Below are 20,703 nucleotides of genomic sequence, written 5' to 3' on the forward strand. Positions count from 1 at the left end.
ACTCCTTTAAAAATATTTAGATACTAAGTCGTGCAAGAATCTGATTTTCTACTATTAAACCTCGTTGTGTAAGACGTATAACTTTACCATCAGATGTCATAAAGCCTGCCTCACACAACTGGCAAATTTCTTCATTCAATTTTAATTTTTGTTCCTCTGATAGATACAATGATATTTCATTCAAACATACACCAATCGACCGTCTTAACCCCAACAAAGCCTTTTCAAGGCGTATCTGTTGAACTGTTAGCGTTTCATAATAAAGTAATGGCTCTTTTGTTGCAACATATTTGAGATAACTTTGTAGATTTTTTTCATTTTGCATTCGTGCCTTTCCATCAAAAGAGCATGCACCCAGACCGAATGCTTTAAATGGTTTGCGATCCCAATAGATTGAATTATGCCTTGATTGATAACCAACGCGTGCAAAGTTTGATAATTCATACTGCTCAAAGCCATTTTTTTTTAAAAAATCGACTGTCCATTCGTAACATTCTAACATATAATCATCAGAAGGGAGACTGACTTTCCCTTTTTCTATAGTAAAAAAAAGTTTCGTATCTTCGTGAATAGTCAGAAAATACACAGAAATATGCTTAATCGGCCACGTTATGATCTCTTGCAAATATGACTGCCAATCTTGCAACAAAACCCCTGGAAGTCCCATAATGAGATCTACAGAGATATTTTCAATGTAATGAGGAAGAAAGTCCATTAAGGTTATGACCTGTTGTTTTGTTTGCATACGGTTTAGCTCGTGTAAAACGCCATCTTTCAAACTTTGTACACCAACACTGACTCTGTTAATTCCCATCTTAACCCATTCTAGAACCTGCTTTTCTATAACAGTACCAGGATTGACCTCAATAGTTATTTCTGCATCCTTCTGAAAATGCAGATTTTTTTTTAGTATAATAAACGTATCAAGTAAAAGGTCGGTTGGATAGGTACTGGGCGTACCCCCTCCCAAAAATACAGTGTCTATTTCCTGTTGTACCAATCTATAGTGATCAAAAAAATACTGTATCTCTTTTACTAATGCATCATGATATTGTAGCATATATTCATCTTGTCCCGCCAGTGCAACAAAGGGGCAAAAGTGACACCTGTATGGACAAAATGGCCAATGGATATACAGTGATCTAAAGGGAGTTTCATAATCAAAATTCATAGACTGCCTGCTATATTTTTTGATTATAGGTATATGAAACTAAAGATATTACAAATTGAAAATCTTTGCTAGCAAGTTCATGTGCAACGATCTCACTAGTATACTTGACTGTATAAATTCGATTTAGCATTGTTACGAACTCATCATGGAAGTGTTTTTCTGACTCAGTTAAGAAATGCATATTGCCGATTTTTATGATATTATGTTGATCTACAGCAAGTTGCTTGCAGCGCATGCATGACTCTATATATAATGTTAAACAGTATTTACATTCTGACATATGATGACTAAGCTCAACTTCTGTTAAATGGGTTAACTGGACTTGATGTATAGAAGTTAAAAATGTACGAAAGACTAATCCAAGTTCTTGGTAAAAGAGGTAGGAGTTTTGTATATAAAATCTGTTTGTCTGTTGTTGTTTCATATGACGTAGCTGCTTAACTACTTCTGCTCGCAATGAAAATCTTCTTTTTATATGTTTCTTAAAATGAGATATTAAATAGAAAAATAAAAAGATGCTTACAATGAAGACTAAAAAACCACAAAAATACCAAAACCAGCTGGTAGACCAAAAAGGTTTATATAAAGTTGAATAAAGATCATAAACCCCTTTTTCATCCTGTATCATGCAACGTCCTTCCTAGTAATCTACATTCGCATGCGCTTGCTGAATAATGCAATAACTTTTTGCAATGCATCATTGAAATTGTTTATATCTATCATCTTACAACCAGACCTCTTAATTAGTTCGTTCTGTTCTTGTACTCGATTTTGTAAACAGGTTGTGTGTGTATGGTCAAGCGTAACAAAGCGAGACAGATTCTGCTCAACATCTTCAATCCAGATGGTCCCGATTGAGGGAAATGTTCTTTCAAACTTATCTAGATACCGTAATACATACACATCATGACGGGCAGGCAAGTTTTTTATGCTTGAAATGAATTCATTTTCTATGCAATCAGAAAACCAAAATACAAGTTGATTTTTCTTATTGTGTTTCATTAAACACTCGTATACAGGTTTACTTGCTGTTCTTTTGCCCTTTGGTTGCCAAGAAAAAAGTGCCTCTAAAATAACATTAAGCCGATTACGTAGTTTGCTTGGCGGGATATAGAGTTCAATCTCTTCTGAAAACAAGATAAGTCCTAATGCATCTTTTGTATGTATTGCAATTAACGCAATCGCATAAGCTATCTCAGAAATAAGTTCACGTTTTGAAATGCTTGTACCATAAAAAAGTGACGCAGAAATATCAATGACCAACATGATGGTATGATCTTTTTCTTGATAAAACTGTTTTACCAATAATTGCGACATTCTATTTGAAGCATGCCAATCAATAAAACGGATGTCATCACCCATCTGATATTCGCGTAATGCATCAAAATCAAAGCCTATTCCCTTAATTTTTGATCGCGCTCCCCCCGCCATCTGATTTCTAATCATGCGTCTTGTGCAAAACGTAAGCTGTTTAATTTTTGATAATGTTTCGGCAGAGAGGTTACTAGATGACCTTTCTATAACCATAAGCCCTCTTTTTTTAACACTTCAGGCAGAGCAATGGTTCCATCTTCCTGTTGATATTGTTCCAACAAGGCAACCATAAGGCGAGGAAGTGCTAAAGATGACGCATTGAGCGTATGTACAAACCTGTTTTTTCCTTCACATTTATATCTCATCAAACCCCGACGGGCTTGAAAATCTGTACAGTTACTTGCGGAAGATACTTCATAATACTGCTTTTGGCCAGGCAACCATACTTCGATATCGTATGTCTTTGCTGATTGAAAGGAACAGTCTTGTGCTGCAAGCAAGCTAACACGATAATGAAGTCCTAATGTTTTTAGAATATCTTCTGCGCAGGCAATCATTCGCTCTAGCTCTGCGGCAGATTTTCCTGGTTCACAAATTACGTATACTTCCACCTTTTCAAACTGATGAATTCGGATTAATCCCCTTTCTGCTGACCCATAAGTGCCAGCTTCCCTTCGAAAGCAGCTGGTAAACGCGGTAAAAGAGAGAGGGAGCTCTTGTTCGTCAAAAATATGATCTCGATACATATTGGCAATATTTACTTCAGAGGTAGGTGTTAAAAAAAGTGCATCTGCATCAATATGGTACACCTGATCTCTAAATTTTGGGAAATTACCTGATATCGTTAAAGATTCTTCGTTGATAAAAAAGGGAGGTAAAACTACCTCAAAACCATGCTTGATATTATTTCTAAGCATCAGCATGCCCAAAGCATAAATCAAGCGAGCCCCGTCGCCACGATAAAATGCAAAGTTTGAAGCAGTCATTTTTGCCGCTGTTTTAAAGTCGAACCAGCCTAGCTTTTCATTCAATGCAACATGATGTAATGGTTCAAAATTGAATACAGGTTTAGCGCCCCATTCTCTTACCACCAGATTTGCCTCTTTGCCACCATCAGGAAGATCTTGGAAAGGAATATTTGGCGCCGTTAGATATAAAGCGTTAAAATCACTTTCTAATTCAGCTAATGAACTTTCTTTTTCTTTGATCATCTGCCCAAGTTGTAAAGATTTTTGACGCATCTGGTCGGTCAAACCTTGTTTTGCCTGACTTGCAAGTTCGTTTTTTTCTTGGCGTAATTTATCAAGTTCAATCTTTAAGTTTTTTAGGCCTATATAATACCGATATAGTTTTTCTCCATCAAAAGATGGGTCTTTTCTTTTAAGTTGCTTGATAATGCGTTCTGGATCGTCATGAAATAAATTTAAATCAATCATCGTTTAACCCTTTCAAAAACTAATTACAATGAGAACAGTATACCCTAAAAAAAGGAATTTGGCCAAAGCATTTCAGTATCAGAAGATAATACACGCTGTTTAGAAAAGCTATTTTCAAAGCACGGTATCTGTGAGAGAAGGGACTTGTACCTAAGAGGTTTGATAAAAAGAGCTTTAAAAGTCTGCGGTTTTTAAACATCCAATACAGCACCTTTCTTTCGTCGCTCGAGATCAGCCTTTTGCAAAGGTATAATCAGATCGTCTAAATCACCAGCCATAATATAATCAAGCTTTTTTAATGTAATATCAACTTGATGATCAGTAACACGATTTTGCGGAAAGTTATAGGTTCTAATTTTTTCCGAACGTTGCGCGGACCCGACCATCTCTTTTCGTTGAGCACCAACTTCTGCATGTTGCCTTTCTTTTTCAAAGGCTAAGATTCGCGATTGCAACATTTTAAGCGCTTTGGCCTTATTTTTATGTTGTGATCTTTCGTCTTGGCATGCAACAACTACGCCACTAGGAATATGTGTAATGCGTACTGCAGAATCGGTAGTATTTACGTGTTGGCCTCCCGCACCACTTGCTCGATAAACGTCGATCCTGAGATCTGCTGGATTGATATTTACGTCTACTTCCTCCGCTTCTGGCAGTACGGCGACCGTTGCCGTTGAGGTATGTACTCGGCCTGCAGTTTCTGTTTTGGGAACACGTTGCACTCGATGTACCCCTGCTTCAAATTTAAGATGAGCGTAGACATTTTCGCCTTCAATGTGCATGACTGCTTCGCGTACCCCACCAAGGTCTGTTAGACTTTCATCTACTAGAGAAACGCGCCAGCCTTTTTTTAGAGCATAATTAGTATACATTTTTATGAGGTCTGCAGCAAAAAGCGCTGCTTCCTGCCCGCCTGTCCCTGCACGAATTTCCAAAAAAACTGATCTATTGTCATGTTCGTCTGCTGGAATGAGAGCATTCTCTAAAATCTCTCTTTGTTCTTCAAGTTCTGCTATAACTTTCAAAAGTTCTTGCTCAAACAAAGATTTCATTTCTGAGTCGGTCAAGTAGAGCAACTCCTGCCTGATTTTTTCGGCAGCAAGCTCATGCCTTCGTATCTCTTCTTTTAACAAAAGAAACTTGCCGAGCTTAGCAAGTTTCTTTTGTAATTCGATACGATCTGAGGAGCCAATATCAGAAGAGGCAATACGATGTTCAAGTTCAGTTTTTTTCTTTGCAAGCAGCCCCCAATCAACATCCATTTCCACCTCAAAAACTGTGTCTAGAATTTTTTATTACTTTTCTGATAACGCTTTTCAAATTTTTCTATGCGACCAGCAGTGTCAACAAACTTTTGTGCACCAGTATAAAATGGGTGGCATTCTGAGCATAAAGTGACTTTGAGGTCCTGTTTTGTTGACCTGGTTTTGAATTCGTTTCCACATGTACAATGAACCATTACATCAAATAATTCTGGATGGATATTTTTTTTCATAAAAGAACCTTGAAAGTTACAATATTTGTATTTTACAAAATCGCCAATAAAATTAATACAAATTTACCAATATATACATTACTTGTAAAGTAAAGTTTCTTAATTTGGAACCCTTTTTCCTACAAACATCTCTTCCTGTTTCGAAATCGTGAAACTTTTTGCCTTATCTATATATTTAGTAACAATATCGGTTACCAGATTATCAATTATAACATAGAGCTTTTCTAGAGAATTTTGTTCTTCCAAAAGCTCAAGCTCCGTTTTAACAACTTCAAACATACTAACGATATCAGCGTGACTAAAGCCATTGACCAGTTGTGCTATAAACAGATTTCTTTCATTTGAAAATAGCTGCTTTAATGCTTGCTGTGTCAATGTGTCATATTCGATTTCAAAAAGCTCTTTCACTTTAAACTCTATAAGCTCCTTTCTTGTTTTTAAAGAAGGTAAAGGCATATAGATAAGCTCCTGAATGCGTCTTTGCATGGCTGAATCAAGAACAACTTTATGATTTGTGGCAGCAACAAGAAGAAACTTCTGACTTGCTTGTCCAAGCCGATTGAGAAAGTGATTTACCACTCTATGTTCCAGGCTACCGGCAGTCAATAAGGATCGATCAACAAAAAGTGAATCTGCTTCGTCTATAAAAATTACCAACCCATTGTCAGAGGCTTCTGCCCAGTCGAACAATGAGTCAATTGCCTGTATGCCTGCTCCATCTTGGAAAAAGGCTCCGCCGGTTGTTTCTGCAAAATCCATGCCCGATTCGTGAGCCAAATATCGTGCAAACATAGTTTTGCCTGTGCCAGGCGGCCCCCACAGTAAAATATTTTTATAAAATAGTCTATTGTGTTTTCTTTTCCTTAGGCGAGTATTGGTTGTTTTTGTCACACGTACAAGTTTTAACAAACGATCTTTCACTTCATCATCCAAGATCATTGTGCATTGTTGCTCAGGCCAAAACCAACTTTTTATGCGGTCTAAGATACCCATTTTCTTGCGTATTAGAACTTTTGGCTCTCTCATTTTTTGAAGTACAAATGTTTCAAACGTTGTCCATAGAAGACGTACACCATAATAAAGACTTGCAGAGATAGCAAATCCTATACCAACATTAATTGCGTACGAAGCAATATCTCGCAGATCAAAAAAGGACCCAAAATAAGAGCGCCCAATTTTACGTATTTGCGGAGCAGCCTGCTCCGCACCGTTTGCCATTCCTGTTAAAAATGCAACCTGTGCATTGCCAACGTTATTTCCAGCCATAGCTGCGTGTTGACTCCATTCACCTGTTCCCTCGTTCATTGCACTGCCTACATTTTTTAATGAGGAAACTAATACTTTCCCAACTCCTTGGCCAACTTTTTCAAAATCGATGTCTTTTGCAGATCCTGCAAGGTCTATTTTTACTGCGATTGGAGATAGCTCTTTAGGTAAAACGATTGAACTTAAATCGATTTTAGGGGCATTACAAACTGAAATTTGAAGACTCAAAGTCAGAGGTATGACTAAAATGATGAATGTATAATTAGCATCAAGTTTAAAGTTAAAGCAAGGTTTGCTCATAAAATCCCAATTGAACTGTAAAAAATGGTTGATATAATCAAGATTTTTATTATATTTTAACATGTACAATAAAACATATTTTCATTATATAAAAAAATACAGAAAACAATGAAAAAAACAAGAATTTTCACTATTTTGCTATTTTTACAACTCTTTAGTATCCCATTCTTTGCGCTTATAGAATATAAAAAACCGTATAATTGCTACTCAGGATGGATTTTTTTATTTCAAAGAGGGCAAAATTTTTATGAAAAAAAGGTTCCTGCAGATCAAAAGGCAACATTTATAAGCTTTTTAGAGTCATACGATATTGACAAAAAAGCTATAAACGCCGCGCTTGAAGTCTCAAATGAACAGGTTTTTTATGACCTCTCTGAAGTTGAAAAATATGAATTAATTCAAACCGGTTTAACCATTGCAAGTGCAATGATAGCATGGCGCAAAACGCACGAGTGCCCTTATCTTGTTTCAGCAGCAGGAGGTTGTGATAAGGCTTTTGCATGGAAATATCCTGAAGCATTTGCATTATATACGCAACTCGAGCTTAATGTTACAAGTGGGAAAAATTTAGTAAAACAATTCAATTCCAATGAAAAACTTATACTCTTTACGACTGAACAATTAAAAAGCCACTTCAAAAAAGATTTAGAGGTCGCTGGATTGACAGATGAAAACTTTTGCATTCCAGACTATAAAAGTAGAAAATAAGGCTTGTTTGTCATGTAATGAAAGGTTGCACATGAAGAAAATATTTTTAACAAGTATATTAGTTATAGGTGTACTACAACAGAGCAAAGCCATGGAAGGGGTTGTGTCTAGTGAAAAACGAGGACCGTATTTATTGGGGCCTTCATACTGTTATATTAAGGCGAATAACCTGTTTTTGAATATGTATGAAACTGTTAGATTGGAAGAACTTGAGGCGAGGTGCTTGCCTTTTGTAGAAGCATCAATTGACATGCAATCACCTTTGGAGAGCGCTGAACAATGGTATATGCAAGGTTTTATAAAAAAGTGCTTAGAAGAGAACTGTTGTCCAGTGAACAGTGTTCCTCAAAAAATCTTTCTCTATCAAGCAACATTAAAAAATGTTGCAACGCTGTTTTTTAATCAGTATGCGATTGAAATTTCTATGCCAGTAGCTTCAAAACTGCGTGACGAGCAGGGGTGCGTTATTCGCATGATGAATAAAATTCAAGGGTCGATACCATTGAAAAATCTTGCGAAAGCAATAAATGAAAGTCTTTCAGGGGCAAACTGTCCTACTTATAGACAGGGATATCGGGATTTTTCAAAGTTATATCTAGATATTGATCTATCTCAAGTTACCGTTGACTTTTTTACTGCTGAGGTTACACCAGTTATTGAGGAATATATTGAATACTGATGGTAATAGTTGTATCTGTATGGTATCAAATTTTGTAATGGACAAGTAAAAATAATAGTCACAAGTCAGAAAGATTTGCTTTATGACTATTATTTTTTTATATTCGTATCTAAATAAAAAACAACCCTTTAAATAATGAAATTTATATAGCAATGATTATCTCTTTATCTATTTATTTTTTTTTCATCTGTACTGTTGTGCTGTGCAATGAGGTTGTTCCGGTTGAAAATCAAAATAAAGCCAACGTGATAGCTACCCTGGTAAAAGCTTCTGCGAAAAAACAAAAAAGAAATATCAATGATTCAAATAAACATGATAAAGAGCTTGCAGATGAAGACGATGATGAAGATGCGATAGTTTACACTGACCATTCAATACTTACTCGGCTTCGCGCATATTCAAAATTAGCCGCACTTGTTCTTGTCAGCGCACTGGTGTATTATTTTGTATACAAATACAAGTAAATGATCAGTTTTTATAGTTGATAGTTCCGCAAAACATATGAGTCCTCTTTTTTTGACAAAACATTCTGTTCAAGCAAGCCTTTTACAATATCTTTGGTTGTTTTTACAATGTATCCTTCAAGATTATTGATCGTCTTTTTTGCTGCAATCACATTCGCCTGTTTGTCGTCAAAAAAAATAATTTTTTTAATCTTTTTGCCCCTTTTTTGTTCTATTTCAGTTTTTAAAAGAGTTTCAAGTATAGTAAAGTATTCTGCATCAGGTTTTTCATATCCTTCTGATTTACCATTCTCTTTTCGTGCAAAAAAGATTCTATTTTTTTGGGCTTCTGTTTCGTTTGCGTTTTTAATTCTGTGTATAAAATCTGCAAATGGTTTTGGCAGTTTTTTATTGCTGATATCCAAATACGTATCTAACCAGCTTTGTGTTGGCTGAGTCACAAGGGTAAAAGCTGCTGTATTACTAAAAGCATTGGAGGATTTTTTGTCGATTGATGCTGCAACATCAACATATGAAACATAATCTTTGTTGGTTGCAAAAACAATTGTTACATCACGATGTTTTTTATTTTCTATCAAAGAATACAAAAGATCAAATACACCTGGTAAAAAATCGGTGTACTTCCACGTTGTATTCAAAAGGCTTGGAATAAATGATTGAAAACGTTCTGAATAGGTTCCCTGTACACCTAAAAACGCAAACTGCATGCATCCTCCGCCTGGTGCAGGCTGGTTGTTAAAACAGAATCGCTTGTCGCCACACGATCTTTCTTGGCGATGGTTCCTGACAGATAATAGGTTGAAAAAGTTCATTGGTAGGCTTTTCCAGACGATTGAAAGATTTCTTTTTAACTTATTAAGGCCGGTTGAGCCGATAAGTGTGTCATCAAGATCAAATACAAGAACAGTTGTTTCAGGTTTTTTTTCAGATGTTAATTGGACTTTCTTCTCAGTTGCAACTTCGCCTGCAAGGATTGGTAGTTGCACTGTAACTATGAAAAAAAACGGTCTGAGTGTTTTGCGTATAAGGTAATTCATTTTTTCCTTTCTTGAAATTTTATCTGTTGTTATTTAACGTTATCTTTGTCGTATCGCACGCTCCATTTTTTGTCTGAAGGTAGAAATCTTTCAGGATAGAGGATTTTTTCTAACCTTGTTTGATTTGACGGGCTTAATGCATCGTGATATTGTGTACAGTATCGTTCAAGTTTTGCACGTTCGTTTGGTCCGTTCTTTATATTAAAATCAATAGTATTCAAAAGCGAGGTATCGATACCAGCTTCTTTGAGCCGTTGTTCTAAAAGCTCAACCGTTTCAATATTATTCCCATAATATAGTGGGGTAGAATTGACCACTGCAGAACTGTCTTTCTTTGACCAGTAGGTGAGATTTTTATAACGTTCATCTTTTGCATCAATAAATCGTCTGAATCTATCTGGATTTAAACGTAGGTTTTTTTGATAGAGATTTGCATAATCATCGGCATATTCAAATAGAATTGGATACTTTGTGGCCGCAGCTGCAAAGATGGTGAATGGTCCTTTGTACACGCAGCCATCAACATACAGATGTCCGTCCTTCTTAGAACGATGCCGTTGCATCCAAAAGAGAGCTTGTAAAAACTTCAACTTGCCAGGTTTACCCGAAAAGGGTAATGCCAATTTTAAAAGATCTATGGCCAAAGAAAAACTGTCTGGTTTGAAAATTTTGTAAAGCTCAAATGGTTGGCTATCCATGGCATGGTCAGTCTGCTGAGCGTTATTAAAATTAATCAGAATGAGCATGTTTATTAAAAGAAGCTTGTTTAGGGCAGATAGGTACTGTTTCATAGTGTCTCTCCGTTATTTAAAGCTTATTGATAGCGCAATCAATTTATTTTATTTCTATTGAAAACATTTAAATAAATAAAAATCATGCAATCTTGTTATTAAGATAATAAAAAATAAAAAAATATCAAAAAATTTTTATAAAATTTACAGACTGTTTATAATTGAAATAATATTGTTAGATAACTTTGTTTTCTACAGTTGCCTAAATCGACTAATTTCGTCATACTTACATGGATAAAAGCTTTCTTTCATTAAACAATTTCGAGAGCTTATGTTGCACGTCTCAAGTTTTTCTGAGATCGTATTATGTTAAATATTTTCTATTTGAGATACTGCGATACAAGGCAAGCAATGCAGCGAGGTTCTTGCGTTTGTGTGCTGCTTTTATTCATTTTTTCATGCAAACATTCTTGGTTGCCAGGCTGCACAGGAATGTAACGAAAATCGCTTAATCACCGCTAGTATTTTACCAGCTTTTTTATGCTTATGGTTAGGCTTTGACTTTTTTTTACAACCATTGAAAGATGATTTTCCTGATTATTACATTCATGAAGAACAACCGAATACATGGTTTTGTAATGATAAATCGGTCTCATGGTTTCCTTCCGCTGAAGGACATGTATTTACTAAGGTGTGTCCTCAATTTGAAATGAGGTAATGACGTTGCATTTTCACTACAAAATGATAAGTTTTTTGTATCAGAAATCAGCAACGAGGATAAGCAATGGTACGTCGAGTTATTACAGACAGTATTTGGTCACAACTAGAAGAGATACTATGTAAACATGGATGCCACCTGTGGGGCAATGAGCGGAATATAATGGAAGCAATCCTTTGGAAATTGCGGACTGGAGGACCATGGAGGGATATTCCATCCGAATTTTGTCCGTGGCAAACAGCATTTAATCGATTTAATCGTTGGTCAAAAAAAGGGCTATGGGAAGGTTTTTTTTTTATGCTACGAAAAGAAGTTGATAAAGAATGGGTATTCGCCGACGGAAGTTATGTTAGAGCTCACCAACATGCGACTGGAGCTCAGCGTGGTCAAGAGCGAGCAATTGGAAGATCCGCTGGTGGACTTACTACAAAGATTCATATGTGCACCGATGCGCATGGAAATCCGCTCAATTTTAAAATCACTGGGGGTCAAGTGCACGATTCAAAGGTTGCAAACGAATTAATCGACCTGGCCGAAGGAGCGGAATATTTTATCGCTGACAAAGGCTATGATGCTGATAGTATTCGTATCTATGGACGGACAAAAGGAATGCAAGTAATTATACCAAAAGAAAAAACAGCACTAGACCAGATCCAGAATTTGATGCTCATTTGTATAAAAATCGACACTTAGTTGAAAATCTTTTTGCACGACTCAAGCATTTTCGTGGCATTGCTATGCGTTTTGAAAAACTTGCTAGAAACTTCCAATCTATGCTCTACATCGCATCTATGCACATATGGTTGAAGCTTTTATGCCCTACTAATTAAATTGAGGACACACCTTAGTTATCCTTTTGAAAGCAGCATTATTTTTTTAAGTATGTATGGTATGTTGGTCGGTTTTCCTACTGCAGTATATATAGTTACAAATTGGACCGCAATAGTAAGTGCCTACAAACATACTTTAAATAGGCTAGAAAGTTGATTGTTTCATACATAAACTATCTAGCCCAAATCAACTGACATTGACTCTAAAAATAGAAATTGAACTTATAAAAGTTCTCGCAGTTTAATAAGCTGTTGTTGTAAATGAAAAACCCGCTGCTCAAGTGATGCTTTTTCTTTTTTTAAAAGCTCAATCTCATGCGACATATTGTTGCCGTTGTCGCCTGTTTTTTTTAATGATTTTGTCTCACTTTTTCGATTTTTTTGTTGTTTAAGTTCCTGTTTAGCCCCGACGATTGTGAACCCCTTTTGATAAAGAAGATCCTTGATTAATGAAAATGTTTGCACATCATCTTCGGTATAAAATCTTTGCCCACCATGTGATCTATACGTTTTGAGAGAAAATTCCTTTTCCCAAAATCGTATGACAAATCTTTCTAGCGAAAGATGTTTAGCTAATTCTCCGATTCTAAATGTACGTTTTTGCATCTTCATTTATATATATCCTTTTTAAAAACTACTCACTTTTTTATAGCGTAATGTATTTGTAATGTAAATAATCTTTTTTTTAAAAGTTTTAGCTTATAGAGAGAATACCGTTTTTATGATTTTTTTACATGGTATTTTTATACAGTATGAACAAGGTCTTGCTTTGAAGAAAATTGGAGAAATTTTTCTTTTCTGTTATCCTGTTATCTTAAAAAAGATGGCTATTTGTTTGAAAGTTTGGAGTTCTTGGTGGATATTGCAGTAAAATTTACTATTCTTTTCGTGGTTTTTAACAGTATTGTACAGCTCATTTTAGGAATTCAAAGAGGGTCTATAAGAAAAAATAATCTTATTCAAGAGTTGCAGACTATCCTCGTTTCATCGATTGGGGGCGGCTTGCTGGTACTTTTGATGCAATTTGTGCTTGGGTATATGGCACCGCAGTTGTTCGTTAACAAACAACCTGACGTTCAAGAAGTCTATGCGCGACCGCTTGTCAGGGAGATATCATTTATTCAGGAAAAGCAAACGGTAGCTGCACAAACCAAAGAAATTCAGACTGCGTGGGGTATCCTATTGTTTTCTTCTCATGGTGGTTCATTAGATCGCTTAGATATACAAAAAACGAATGAAAAAAATACAGTTTTTATAAGAACGGTTGCACCAATTGAAGAATATCCATTTGATTCGAAAACCTTTTTGATTGCATGTGATGGCCAAACACCTTTCGAGTTTGAACTTAAAGAGTATGCTGTACAGCAGGATGGGCATAAGCTTGTATACCAGGCTCATACAAAAGATTATATCATTAGCAAAACCTTTTTAATTAATCAGGAAAAACCGTTTATTGATTGTACAATGTTTGTCAACATAGTGCGTGAATCAGACGAAGAGGTTGTCCGATTTTTTATACGTGCTCCATCGATTGCATCAGAATCACGCCAAGAGTTTGGCTCATCTGTGATTATTGACGCGTCGCAAGCCTTTGTAAAAAAATCTTTAGAAAAGATTGATCTTGATGAGAGCTGGACACAACCAGGACTTATTGGGGCAGACAATAAATATTTTGTTCATGCATGCATTGCAGAAAACAAACTGTTGCATAGGGCCTATTTTGTGCCCTTTGGTAAATACCAGAGAAGCATGATTTTAGAGTCAAAGCCATTTAAAAAAGCTATCGAATGGAATATGAGATTTTTTATGGGTTCAAAAAATCTTGAGGTAGTTCGTTCAGTTGATGCTCGTTTGGAAAAAACGGTTGATTATGCAGGTTGGTTCGAGCGGATCTCAAAAGCACTTTTGTGGGGGCTAAAATACATTTACAACTATTGCCATAGCTATGGCATTGCGATTATCATTTTGACGTTGCTTTTAAAATTGTTGTTACTTCCATTTTCCTTGCGTAGCGAATCGAGTATGCGCAAACATAAAGAGTTTGAAAAACAGATGAAATATATTGATCAAAGATACAAAAATGATCCGGCAATGTTAGATCAGGAGCGTGCAGCCCTAGTAAAAAAATATGGACTGCCTGGATTGGGTAGCTGTTTGCCGTTGCTTATACAGATTCCGTTTTTCCCTGCATTTAGCAAGCTGCTTTCAAGTTCTATTGAGCTGTATCATGAATCGTTTTTATGGCTACCAGATCTTTCTGCTCGTGATCCTTGGTATATTTTACCACTGATTATTACGTTTTGTATGGTTTCGATGGGTTTAAACGCTGATGAGAAGCAGAGATTTATGTTAATTGCAGTTGGGTTAATCATGGGTGCCTTCATGGCAAATGTTGCATCTGGTCTTGCTTTGTTTATCGCTGTTAATCTTGTGATTGGTATTGTACAGACAAAAGTTACCGATTTTTTTAAACGTTCTGTGTAAAGGATCCATGTGATTGACCAGTTGCCCACTTTTAATCAACTATTAAAAACATTGCAGCAGGTGCCATATCTTTCGTCAAAAAATCTTTATAAAGTAGCTGATTTCTTTTTGCGTGCGGACGCGAAAAAAATTGAACAGTTTTGTGCGGTTTTGTTGATGACGCAGGAGCGTGTCAAACCATGTCCGGTCTGTTTTTGTTGGTATGAAGTGCATGCGCAATGTCATCTGTGTGCTGATCAAAAGCGTGATCAAAAAACGGTTTGCGTTGTTGAAACGTGGCAAGAGATGCTTGTGATTGAAAAAACAAAAGGATTTACCGGGGTGTATCATGTGCTTGGTGGAGTTATCTCGCCGATTGATGGTGTTGGTCCTGATGACCTTTCCATTGATGCACTGGTTGCTCGAGTTAAAGAAAAAGGCATAACTGAACTTATTTTGGCAACTAATCAGACGCCTGAAGGTGAAGCGACTGCGGCGTATATTGCCAAACTAGTTCAAGAAACAGGAGTGAAGGTTTCATGCCTTGCGCGGGGCCTGCCTGTTGGATCGTCGATTGAGATTATGGATAGATTAACCGTGTTTAAAGCATTGGCAGAACGAAGGCCTTTTTAAAAAGTGAAGCAAACGTATGCAAGATTTTTCATTATATAGTGAACGTAGAACAGAACTGTGCCAAGAGATCAGAAAAAAATATAAAAAAGACAACGGTATTATTCTCTTGTGTGCCAATGTTGAGTCTGACCGAATCCCGTTTCGACAAGATAGCTCTTTTTATTATCTGACTGGACTGACTGAACCGGGGCTTTTCTTGACAATCGACTTGGAAAGCCAAAAAACGAGGCTTTTTATTCCAAAATATACTATTGATCGCAAACAGTGGATGGCCACAGGGATTTTCGATTTTGTATGTGATGAACCATCAGTTGCAGAAATTGATGAGTTGGTTGAGCTTGGTGACCCGATTGCCGGATATACGTTACATCTGTATGAAAATATGAACCATTTTGCACATCTGACAGCTTTTTTAAAAACGACTGTTTTACAAAATAAACCTGTATTTACACTTCTGTCGGAAGCAGCACAGCAGTATGTGCAACAGCGTACCTATATCACCCGTTTTGCAGCCGTTGTTCCGTCTCTTGCACAGTCGCTTGTTGATATAAGTGGTATTGTTGCTCAGATGCGTCGATTAAAGCATATGAAAGAGATCGAATCGTTGTTCGCGGCAGTTGAGATCACTGCAATGGCACATGAAGCTGCAGCAGCAGTTATCAAGCCAGGCATCGGTGAAGCGGAAGTTCACGGTAACATCGCCTATGTGATGTATGGATCAAATGCTACGGAAGCCTTTGCAAGCATTGTTGGCAGTGGGTTTAATAGCACCGTGTTGCATTATCATAAAAATAACGATCAGTTAAAAACGGGAGAGCTTGTGGTCGTTGATATCGGTGCAGAAAAAGATATGTACTGTGCAGATTTAACCAGAACATACCCTGTTTCAGGTCGATTTTCTGCACGACAAAAGGTGGTTTATGAGCTGGTCCTGGAAACGCAAGAATATATTGCCTCGATTGCAAAGCCGGGCATGTATCTGAAAAATAACAGCCACCACGATCAATCATTACATCATCTGGCAAAAGCGTTTTTGGCCAAAGCGGGATACGAGCAGTACTTTCCACACGGCATTGGTCATTACCTGGGCCTTGATGTGCATGATGTTGGAAGTTATCAAGAGCCTTTACAAGAGGGCGATGTGTTTACCATTGAACCGGGTATTTACATTCCTGAAGAAGCACTGGGTGTTCGCATTGAAGATGACTACTGGCTGACCCCAAAAGGTGCGGTCTGTTTGAGCGAAGGGTTGCCAAAAACGGTTGCTGAGGTCCAGCAGGCCATGGCTGACAAATCTGAATAACTCTGCCTGTTCAATAAAACCAACCTTGATCCAAAAGTAAAAAATAGTGGCCCAAAGGGGTTGGCTGTTTTACGTTTATTTTGCTTTTTTTAAAAAAACCTTGCTTGCGACTTTTTCTGTCTGATACGTTTGAAACTAAATAAGAAAAGTATGAGTGAGGTTTTATGAATAAGTTTGTGATAAAAAAACTGGTGATTGTGACATTGATTTTTTTTGGTTCGGGAACGATGAGTGCTTTTGATTTTTTGGCAAAAAAGATTGCTTCCATTAAAAGTAGCTTGCCGAATGCACCAGACATAAAGTTTTCATCGCTTTTTGATGACTTTGCCAAAAATACTGCAGAGACTGCTGTTAAAGAGGCTGCTAAGCAGAAGCTAAATGACATAACAAAAACAGGTGAACCAGCTGTATCCGATCGACCGCAGTATGGACTAATTGCTCAAGATAGAGCTTATCCAGTCCTTAAAAGTGAACAAAAATGGAAAACCTTTTCAGTGGGAACTGACCAAGGTTTTTTTGAATTTACTGACGGTAATGAAGAACTGTATGATCTGACTGTTCGTTACAAAGAAGGTACTTTCGACCTGTTTTTTAGGGCTGGTACACCAATAGAAGAAGCGGTAACAGATCAAACAGGGGCGGTGGTAAAAGCACCGTCAGGTAAAGCATCAGTGTACCAAACGACTTTAAAGGAAGCCGATTTAAAAATCGCTCAAAATAATAAAAAAATTCCGTTAGAAAACCTTTCTTCAAAGCCCAAGGCTTACACTTTTAACGAGTGTGATGCCCCCAACCAAACACGTCCTGTAAACAAAATAGAAAACCCATTTACTATTGCAACTGATGGCACAAGCCTTTTCTATCGTTCATCTCCAGGAAAGGACAATATTCATGAGTATAACGATAGTTTAGAAAATGAGACTTGTAAAAAGATTTACACAAAAGAGTATTCAGGCCTTGTTCAAGAAGCGACCCGAAGTTCATTGGCGACAATTGTTGGAGATGTTGCCAAAAAAAGAATTTTTTTTGGCTCTCAATATCCAAATCTATATCTCTTAAAAAAGGATAGTTCTTTTCTTGTCCGTCAAGAAATAGTAGGAAATGGTCATTTGGTGGAGGTAAATGAGGGTACATTGATTTACGGAAGACTTTTTAGCCTTGAATCAAAGTTTGAAGAGTACAAACGCAAAGCTACAAACTTCTTGTTATCTGTCGGGAAAAAAATACCGATTGTAGGAGATAAGCTACCTGCAATTGGTGTTGATCATGACAAAATTCATAGGATCGGATATTATGCAAAATTTTTTGGCGATCAGGAGCCTACAGCAATTACAGATACAGAAGATAAAGAAGATTGTAAAATGCTAACCTCAGTTGAAACAGTTGTGTTTGGTCCTTTGTTACGTTTTTATTCAATGGTACCAGCCGCGGCAAATCATGATTTTGCCGCTGTCTTTTTAGGTCGCAGCCGAGGAATGCATCTTTCTTTTCAATCTAAAAAAGGCAAACTGTTTCCTACCGTGGTTTCATGGTATAAACTTATGAGATGGCAACTTTTTAAAGATGGAGATTTTACAAAAACAAACAAAGGTGAGGCATGGGATCCAGAGATTGTATTGCCGAAAAAACTATATATTGTTCGAATGAAAAATGAAAGCGATCAAAAAGAATACAATCATCTGATCATTGTAACCGGTGGACGAGTGTTTTTGATGATGACTCCGTTGGAAAATGTAAGTCAAAATCCAAATACAAGCTATAGTGTTGTAATGAAAGAGCTGTTTAAAGTTGAAGCTGGTACTAAAATTGATACTGCTGCTTTGTATGATGACTATCAAACTAATGATGGTAAAAAACTGTTTATTGTAACCAAACAAGATACAGAAAAGAGTATGTTCAAGCACGATACGCCACAGCGAGGAACTGAATACTCCTTAGTTGTGATTGATAATCTTGCACAGGAGCTTGATTTTAGTAATATAAAAGGGAATGATGATACCAACTTCAATCAGAAAAAACTTAGATGGGACCCAATATCTGGTACAGATCGAAGAGCTATTAAATTTCCTGAGAAAAAATAGTTAACTGTTCGAAGAGCAGGAAAGTACCCTTTCCTGCTCTTCGTGCGTTAAAATCTGTATTCAACGACTTGCAGCTTTTTCAGACGGTACTGTATCAAACAGTGATTATTGTAAGCTAATCGATTATTGCACAGTGCAGGCCCACATTATCGGCTCTTCTTCTTGAACTAAGTTTTCATTCTGCTGCGGCTTTAGCTCTTCTAAAACCATAAAAAATTCATTTAATGGATCTGGCGTGAGCGTAAATCCAAATTCGGCAAGCCATTGATTATCAGATTGATCAAATAACATAAACTCTTTGTAAACAGTATTTTCTTCAATACTATGATTACCAATTTTTTCTATTGCAAATGATTGACCGTTTAATTTTTTTAATATAAACCGCGTCATTTCATATCTTTTTTCCCAAAGTGTTGGATTTTCTTTTTTTAACTGATTGCTAAGCTGGCTGTAGCCTCTACCTTCTGGGTTTAATGCGTTTTTTATACGTTTGCCAATTTGAAAGACTGACGGTTTTGAAGTTGTATTACATTCTGAAAACCATGCTCTTTTAGCAATAAAGTCAAGCGTGGTTTCTGCACCGAGAGACCCAAACGAAGACTCGATGAGCAACTGTTTTTCTTCGGTTGTATTAAATGTAATTGATTTTACACTAGATTCTCCAAATTTTAAGTGTATATCATGTAAGCTTTTTTTTGTTAATGCATATGTATCTTTGCAGGTTAAATTAAGAGCATATAATATTGCTACATTTTCTAAAACCGAATCACCATATACTATTTTCTTTATTCGTTGGCTTTCAAAAAGACGTTCGTAGATTCTAAGAACTTCGGCTACACTTTTTTTTACTAGTAACAGAATCATCGGAAGAATCATCAATGTCGGTCTTATAAAGTACCATTTTATTTTCAATTTCATCTTTTTGTTTTATGGATATTTTTTCAAAAGCCTGCCATAATCCATTGGGTATGACCATGCTTTCATTGTGTGTGATCAAGGCTAGATTATTCGGATTATTCATTGCATTGATTTGCAGTATAAAAAGTATTGGAGTTAATGAATATATTCTTTTTTGCATAAATAAATCCTTCGGTTGTGTAAGTAATAGTAATGAAGTAGTTATTGTTGAACTTTTTATTGTACTGGGCAACCAATGATGACGTCTTCTTCTTCTGAAACTAAGTTTTCATTACTTTTATCTTGTATTAGCTTTTCTAAAATCATAAAAGATTGATTATATGGATCTTGGTTGAGAGTATATCCAAATCCTTTTAACCATTTATTATCAGCTTCATCAAAAATATGAGTATCATTTTTTTCTTTTGAAAAAGACTGACCATTTAATTTTTCAAGTACTAGCTGAATAGCCATAGACGCATTTGGATTTCTTTTAGTCATAAACCCTTCCTTTGTAATGATATCTCCTTTGCTTGTAAAAGAGATATCTTTGTTTGCTAATGTTTTTATGATTTTAGCTATCTGAAAAACTGAAGGATTTGAATCTGTGTTACAAGTTGCGATCCAGCCAGCGTCATCAACAAAATTAAATACCTCATCTCGGAACATATATTTTGAGAAAAAATAAGAACTAATAAGCGATAATTTTACATCGCTTATATTAAAAGCTATTATAAATCTTAATTTAATATCTGTGAGAGTGTTTTCTGCTAAGCCGTAGGCCTGTTTACAGATTAGACTCGATCTATATAACGTTGATGTGTCATCTAAAATCTGATAACCATACTGTATATTACAGATGTTTTTTAAATCTAGTGCTTCATACGAGTTTCTATTAGAAATCTTAGAAAGATAATTTTTGTGATTTTCAAAATGTTCTTCAATATTGCCTTTATACTGCTTCACTATACTTTTAAAAATTTCCTTTCCTTACTTCTAACATTCTCTTTTCATTTTGTGGAACTAAAGCCAGATTGTCTGCATTATTCATTGCATTGAGTTGCAGCATAAACACTGTAGCCAATGTACATATAACTTTTTTCATAAATAGATCCTTCGGTTGTGTAAAAAATATTAAAATTGTGATTATTCTATTATAAAAAGTTTTTTATAGCAA

The 20,703-nt window shown here is 36.2% G+C and carries 22 protein-coding genes; 9 read left to right on the plus strand and 13 right to left on the minus strand.

The genetic code is table 11. The features are described 5' to 3' along the window. Window positions 1-16: 16 nt before the first annotated feature. The 7 genes from hemW to IPG37_03025 form a co-directional block, all read right to left on the minus strand. Window positions 17-1,171, minus strand: a complete 1,155-nt coding sequence (hemW, locus tag IPG37_02995) for a radical SAM family heme chaperone HemW (GenBank protein ID QQR53399.1) — start codon at window positions 1,169-1,171, stop codon at window positions 17-19. Between the two features lie 10 nt (window positions 1,172-1,181). Continuing rightward, window positions 1,182-1,799, minus strand: coding sequence for a hypothetical protein (locus IPG37_03000; GenBank protein QQR53400.1), 618 nt, complete (start codon window positions 1,797-1,799; stop codon window positions 1,182-1,184). Between the two features lie 20 nt (window positions 1,800-1,819). Beyond that, window positions 1,820-2,698: a DUF58 domain-containing protein gene (locus IPG37_03005; GenBank protein ID QQR53401.1), complete on the minus strand. Its 879-nt coding sequence runs from the start codon at window positions 2,696-2,698 to the stop codon at window positions 1,820-1,822. Then, complete coding sequence (gene serS, locus IPG37_03010) at window positions 2,689-3,921, minus strand: serine--tRNA ligase (protein QQR53402.1); 1,233 nt, start codon at window positions 3,919-3,921, stop codon at window positions 2,689-2,691. Before serS ends, IPG37_03005 begins: the two co-directional genes overlap by 10 nt. Before the next feature lie 191 nt (window positions 3,922-4,112). Further along, window positions 4,113-5,183: a peptide chain release factor 1 gene (gene prfA / locus IPG37_03015; GenBank protein ID QQR53403.1), complete on the minus strand. Its 1,071-nt coding sequence runs from the start codon at window positions 5,181-5,183 to the stop codon at window positions 4,113-4,115. 20 nt (window positions 5,184-5,203) lie between these two features. Continuing rightward, a complete protein-coding gene (gene rpmE / locus IPG37_03020) occupies window positions 5,204-5,416 on the minus strand; it encodes a 50S ribosomal protein L31 (protein ID QQR53404.1) in 213 nt (70 codons plus the stop codon). A gap of 99 nt (window positions 5,417-5,515) precedes the next feature. Then, window positions 5,516-6,982: an ATP-binding protein gene (locus IPG37_03025; protein QQR53405.1), complete on the minus strand. Its 1,467-nt coding sequence runs from the start codon at window positions 6,980-6,982 to the stop codon at window positions 5,516-5,518. Between the two features lie 108 nt (window positions 6,983-7,090). Here IPG37_03025 and IPG37_03030 point away from each other — a divergent pair, with 108 nt between their 5' ends. The 3 genes from IPG37_03030 to IPG37_03040 all read left to right on the plus strand — a co-directional run bounded on the left by IPG37_03030 (window position 7,091) and on the right by IPG37_03040 (window position 8,833). Continuing rightward, complete coding sequence (locus IPG37_03030) at window positions 7,091-7,690, plus strand: hypothetical protein (protein QQR53406.1); 600 nt, start codon at window positions 7,091-7,093, stop codon at window positions 7,688-7,690. A 31-nt stretch (window positions 7,691-7,721) separates the two neighbouring features. Further along, window positions 7,722-8,369 (plus strand): hypothetical protein, encoded by a 648-nt coding sequence (locus IPG37_03035; protein QQR53407.1) that lies wholly within the window; start codon window positions 7,722-7,724, stop codon window positions 8,367-8,369. Between the two features lie 152 nt (window positions 8,370-8,521). Then, window positions 8,522-8,833, plus strand: a complete 312-nt coding sequence (locus tag IPG37_03040) for a hypothetical protein (GenBank protein ID QQR53408.1) — start codon at window positions 8,522-8,524, stop codon at window positions 8,831-8,833. Between the two features lie 11 nt (window positions 8,834-8,844). On the opposite strand, the gene IPG37_03045 is transcribed toward IPG37_03040, so the two are convergent. Both IPG37_03045 and IPG37_03050 read right to left on the minus strand, forming a co-directional pair. Then, window positions 8,845-9,870, minus strand: coding sequence for a hypothetical protein (locus tag IPG37_03045; protein ID QQR53409.1), 1,026 nt, complete (start codon window positions 9,868-9,870; stop codon window positions 8,845-8,847). Between the two features lie 29 nt (window positions 9,871-9,899). Further along, window positions 9,900-10,661 (minus strand): hypothetical protein, encoded by a 762-nt coding sequence (locus IPG37_03050; GenBank protein ID QQR53410.1) that lies wholly within the window; start codon window positions 10,659-10,661, stop codon window positions 9,900-9,902. A gap of 373 nt (window positions 10,662-11,034) precedes the next feature. Between IPG37_03050 and IPG37_03055 the strand changes: the two genes are divergently transcribed. Both IPG37_03055 and IPG37_03060 read left to right on the plus strand, forming a co-directional pair. Beyond that, window positions 11,035-11,319, plus strand: a complete 285-nt coding sequence (locus IPG37_03055; GenBank protein ID QQR53411.1) for a hypothetical protein — start codon at window positions 11,035-11,037, stop codon at window positions 11,317-11,319. Between the two features lie 66 nt (window positions 11,320-11,385). Continuing rightward, a protein-coding gene (locus IPG37_03060) for an IS5 family transposase (GenBank protein QQR53412.1) occupies window positions 11,386-12,149 on the plus strand; the annotation gives its coding sequence in 2 pieces (ribosomal slippage) (window positions 11,386-11,947 and window positions 11,947-12,149; 765 coding nt in all). Window positions 12,150-12,371: 222 nt separating this feature from the next. On the opposite strand, the gene IPG37_03065 is transcribed toward IPG37_03060, so the two are convergent. Next, complete coding sequence (locus IPG37_03065) at window positions 12,372-12,761, minus strand: MerR family transcriptional regulator (protein ID QQR53413.1); 390 nt, start codon at window positions 12,759-12,761, stop codon at window positions 12,372-12,374. A gap of 219 nt (window positions 12,762-12,980) precedes the next feature. On the opposite strand from IPG37_03065, the gene IPG37_03070 reads away from it, so the two are divergent. The 4 genes from IPG37_03070 to IPG37_03085 all read left to right on the plus strand — a co-directional run bounded on the left by IPG37_03070 (window position 12,981) and on the right by IPG37_03085 (window position 18,629). Continuing rightward, window positions 12,981-14,633, plus strand: a complete 1,653-nt coding sequence (locus IPG37_03070) for a YidC/Oxa1 family insertase periplasmic-domain containing protein (protein ID QQR53414.1) — start codon at window positions 12,981-12,983, stop codon at window positions 14,631-14,633. 9 nt (window positions 14,634-14,642) lie between these two features. Continuing rightward, window positions 14,643-15,245 carry a recombination protein RecR gene (gene recR / locus IPG37_03075; protein QQR53415.1) on the plus strand — a complete coding sequence of 201 codons (603 nt, stop codon included), beginning with the start codon at window positions 14,643-14,645 and terminating at the stop codon, window positions 15,243-15,245. Window positions 15,246-15,261: 16 nt separating this feature from the next. Next, window positions 15,262-16,548, plus strand: a complete 1,287-nt coding sequence (locus IPG37_03080) for an aminopeptidase P N-terminal domain-containing protein (GenBank protein ID QQR53416.1) — start codon at window positions 15,262-15,264, stop codon at window positions 16,546-16,548. 164 nt (window positions 16,549-16,712) lie between these two features. Then, window positions 16,713-18,629 (plus strand): hypothetical protein, encoded by a 1,917-nt coding sequence (locus IPG37_03085; protein QQR53417.1) that lies wholly within the window; start codon window positions 16,713-16,715, stop codon window positions 18,627-18,629. 123 nt (window positions 18,630-18,752) lie between these two features. Here the strand turns inward: IPG37_03085 and IPG37_03090 are convergent, their stop codons facing one another. From IPG37_03090 to IPG37_03100, 3 genes are read right to left on the minus strand one after another with little or no spacing between them, the layout of a single operon-like run. After that, window positions 18,753-19,505 carry a hypothetical protein gene (locus IPG37_03090; GenBank protein ID QQR53418.1) on the minus strand — a complete coding sequence of 251 codons (753 nt, stop codon included), beginning with the start codon at window positions 19,503-19,505 and terminating at the stop codon, window positions 18,753-18,755. After that, window positions 19,450-19,707, minus strand: a complete 258-nt coding sequence (locus tag IPG37_03095; protein ID QQR53419.1) for a hypothetical protein — start codon at window positions 19,705-19,707, stop codon at window positions 19,450-19,452. Before IPG37_03095 ends, IPG37_03090 begins: the two co-directional genes overlap by 56 nt. A gap of 56 nt (window positions 19,708-19,763) precedes the next feature. Next, window positions 19,764-20,492: a hypothetical protein gene (locus IPG37_03100; GenBank protein QQR53420.1), complete on the minus strand. Its 729-nt coding sequence runs from the start codon at window positions 20,490-20,492 to the stop codon at window positions 19,764-19,766. Window positions 20,493-20,703 lie beyond the last annotated feature (211 nt).

Source organism: bacterium (assembly GCA_016699125.1).
Lineage (GTDB): Bacteria > Babelota > Babeliae > Babelales > Vermiphilaceae > AWTP1-30.

Excerpts from the sequence above, each read along its gene's own strand:
- IPG37_03045 (QQR53409.1), bottom strand. The coding sequence starts at position 9,870 with ATGAATTACCTTATACGCAAAACACTCAGACCGTTTTTTTTCATAGTT.
- prfA (QQR53403.1), bottom strand. The coding sequence starts at position 5,183 with ATGGATGTTGATTGGGGGCTGCTTGCAAAGAAAAAAACTGAACTTGAA.
- rpmE (QQR53404.1), bottom strand. The coding sequence starts at position 5,416 with ATGAAAAAAAATATCCATCCAGAATTATTTGATGTAATGGTTCATTGT.
- IPG37_03005 (QQR53401.1), bottom strand. The coding sequence starts at position 2,698 with ATGGTTATAGAAAGGTCATCTAGTAACCTCTCTGCCGAAACATTATCA.
- IPG37_03035 (QQR53407.1), top strand. The coding sequence starts at position 7,722 with ATGAAGAAAATATTTTTAACAAGTATATTAGTTATAGGTGTACTACAA.
- IPG37_03085 (QQR53417.1), top strand. The coding sequence starts at position 16,713 with ATGAATAAGTTTGTGATAAAAAAACTGGTGATTGTGACATTGATTTTT.
- IPG37_03050 (QQR53410.1), bottom strand. The coding sequence starts at position 10,661 with ATGAAACAGTACCTATCTGCCCTAAACAAGCTTCTTTTAATAAACATG.
- IPG37_03040 (QQR53408.1), top strand. The coding sequence starts at position 8,522 with ATGATTATCTCTTTATCTATTTATTTTTTTTTCATCTGTACTGTTGTG.
- IPG37_03025 (QQR53405.1), bottom strand. The coding sequence starts at position 6,982 with ATGAGCAAACCTTGCTTTAACTTTAAACTTGATGCTAATTATACATTC.
- IPG37_03095 (QQR53419.1), bottom strand. The coding sequence starts at position 19,707 with ATGCAAAAAAGAATATATTCATTAACTCCAATACTTTTTATACTGCAA.
- IPG37_03030 (QQR53406.1), top strand. The coding sequence starts at position 7,091 with ATGAAAAAAACAAGAATTTTCACTATTTTGCTATTTTTACAACTCTTT.
- serS (QQR53402.1), bottom strand. The coding sequence starts at position 3,921 with ATGATTGATTTAAATTTATTTCATGACGATCCAGAACGCATTATCAAG.
- hemW (QQR53399.1), bottom strand. The coding sequence starts at position 1,171 with ATGAATTTTGATTATGAAACTCCCTTTAGATCACTGTATATCCATTGG.
- IPG37_03065 (QQR53413.1), bottom strand. The coding sequence starts at position 12,761 with ATGAAGATGCAAAAACGTACATTTAGAATCGGAGAATTAGCTAAACAT.
- IPG37_03080 (QQR53416.1), top strand. The coding sequence starts at position 15,262 with ATGCAAGATTTTTCATTATATAGTGAACGTAGAACAGAACTGTGCCAA.
- IPG37_03090 (QQR53418.1), bottom strand. The coding sequence starts at position 19,505 with ATGATTCTTCCGATGATTCTGTTACTAGTAAAAAAAAGTGTAGCCGAA.
- IPG37_03000 (QQR53400.1), bottom strand. The coding sequence starts at position 1,799 with ATGATACAGGATGAAAAAGGGGTTTATGATCTTTATTCAACTTTATAT.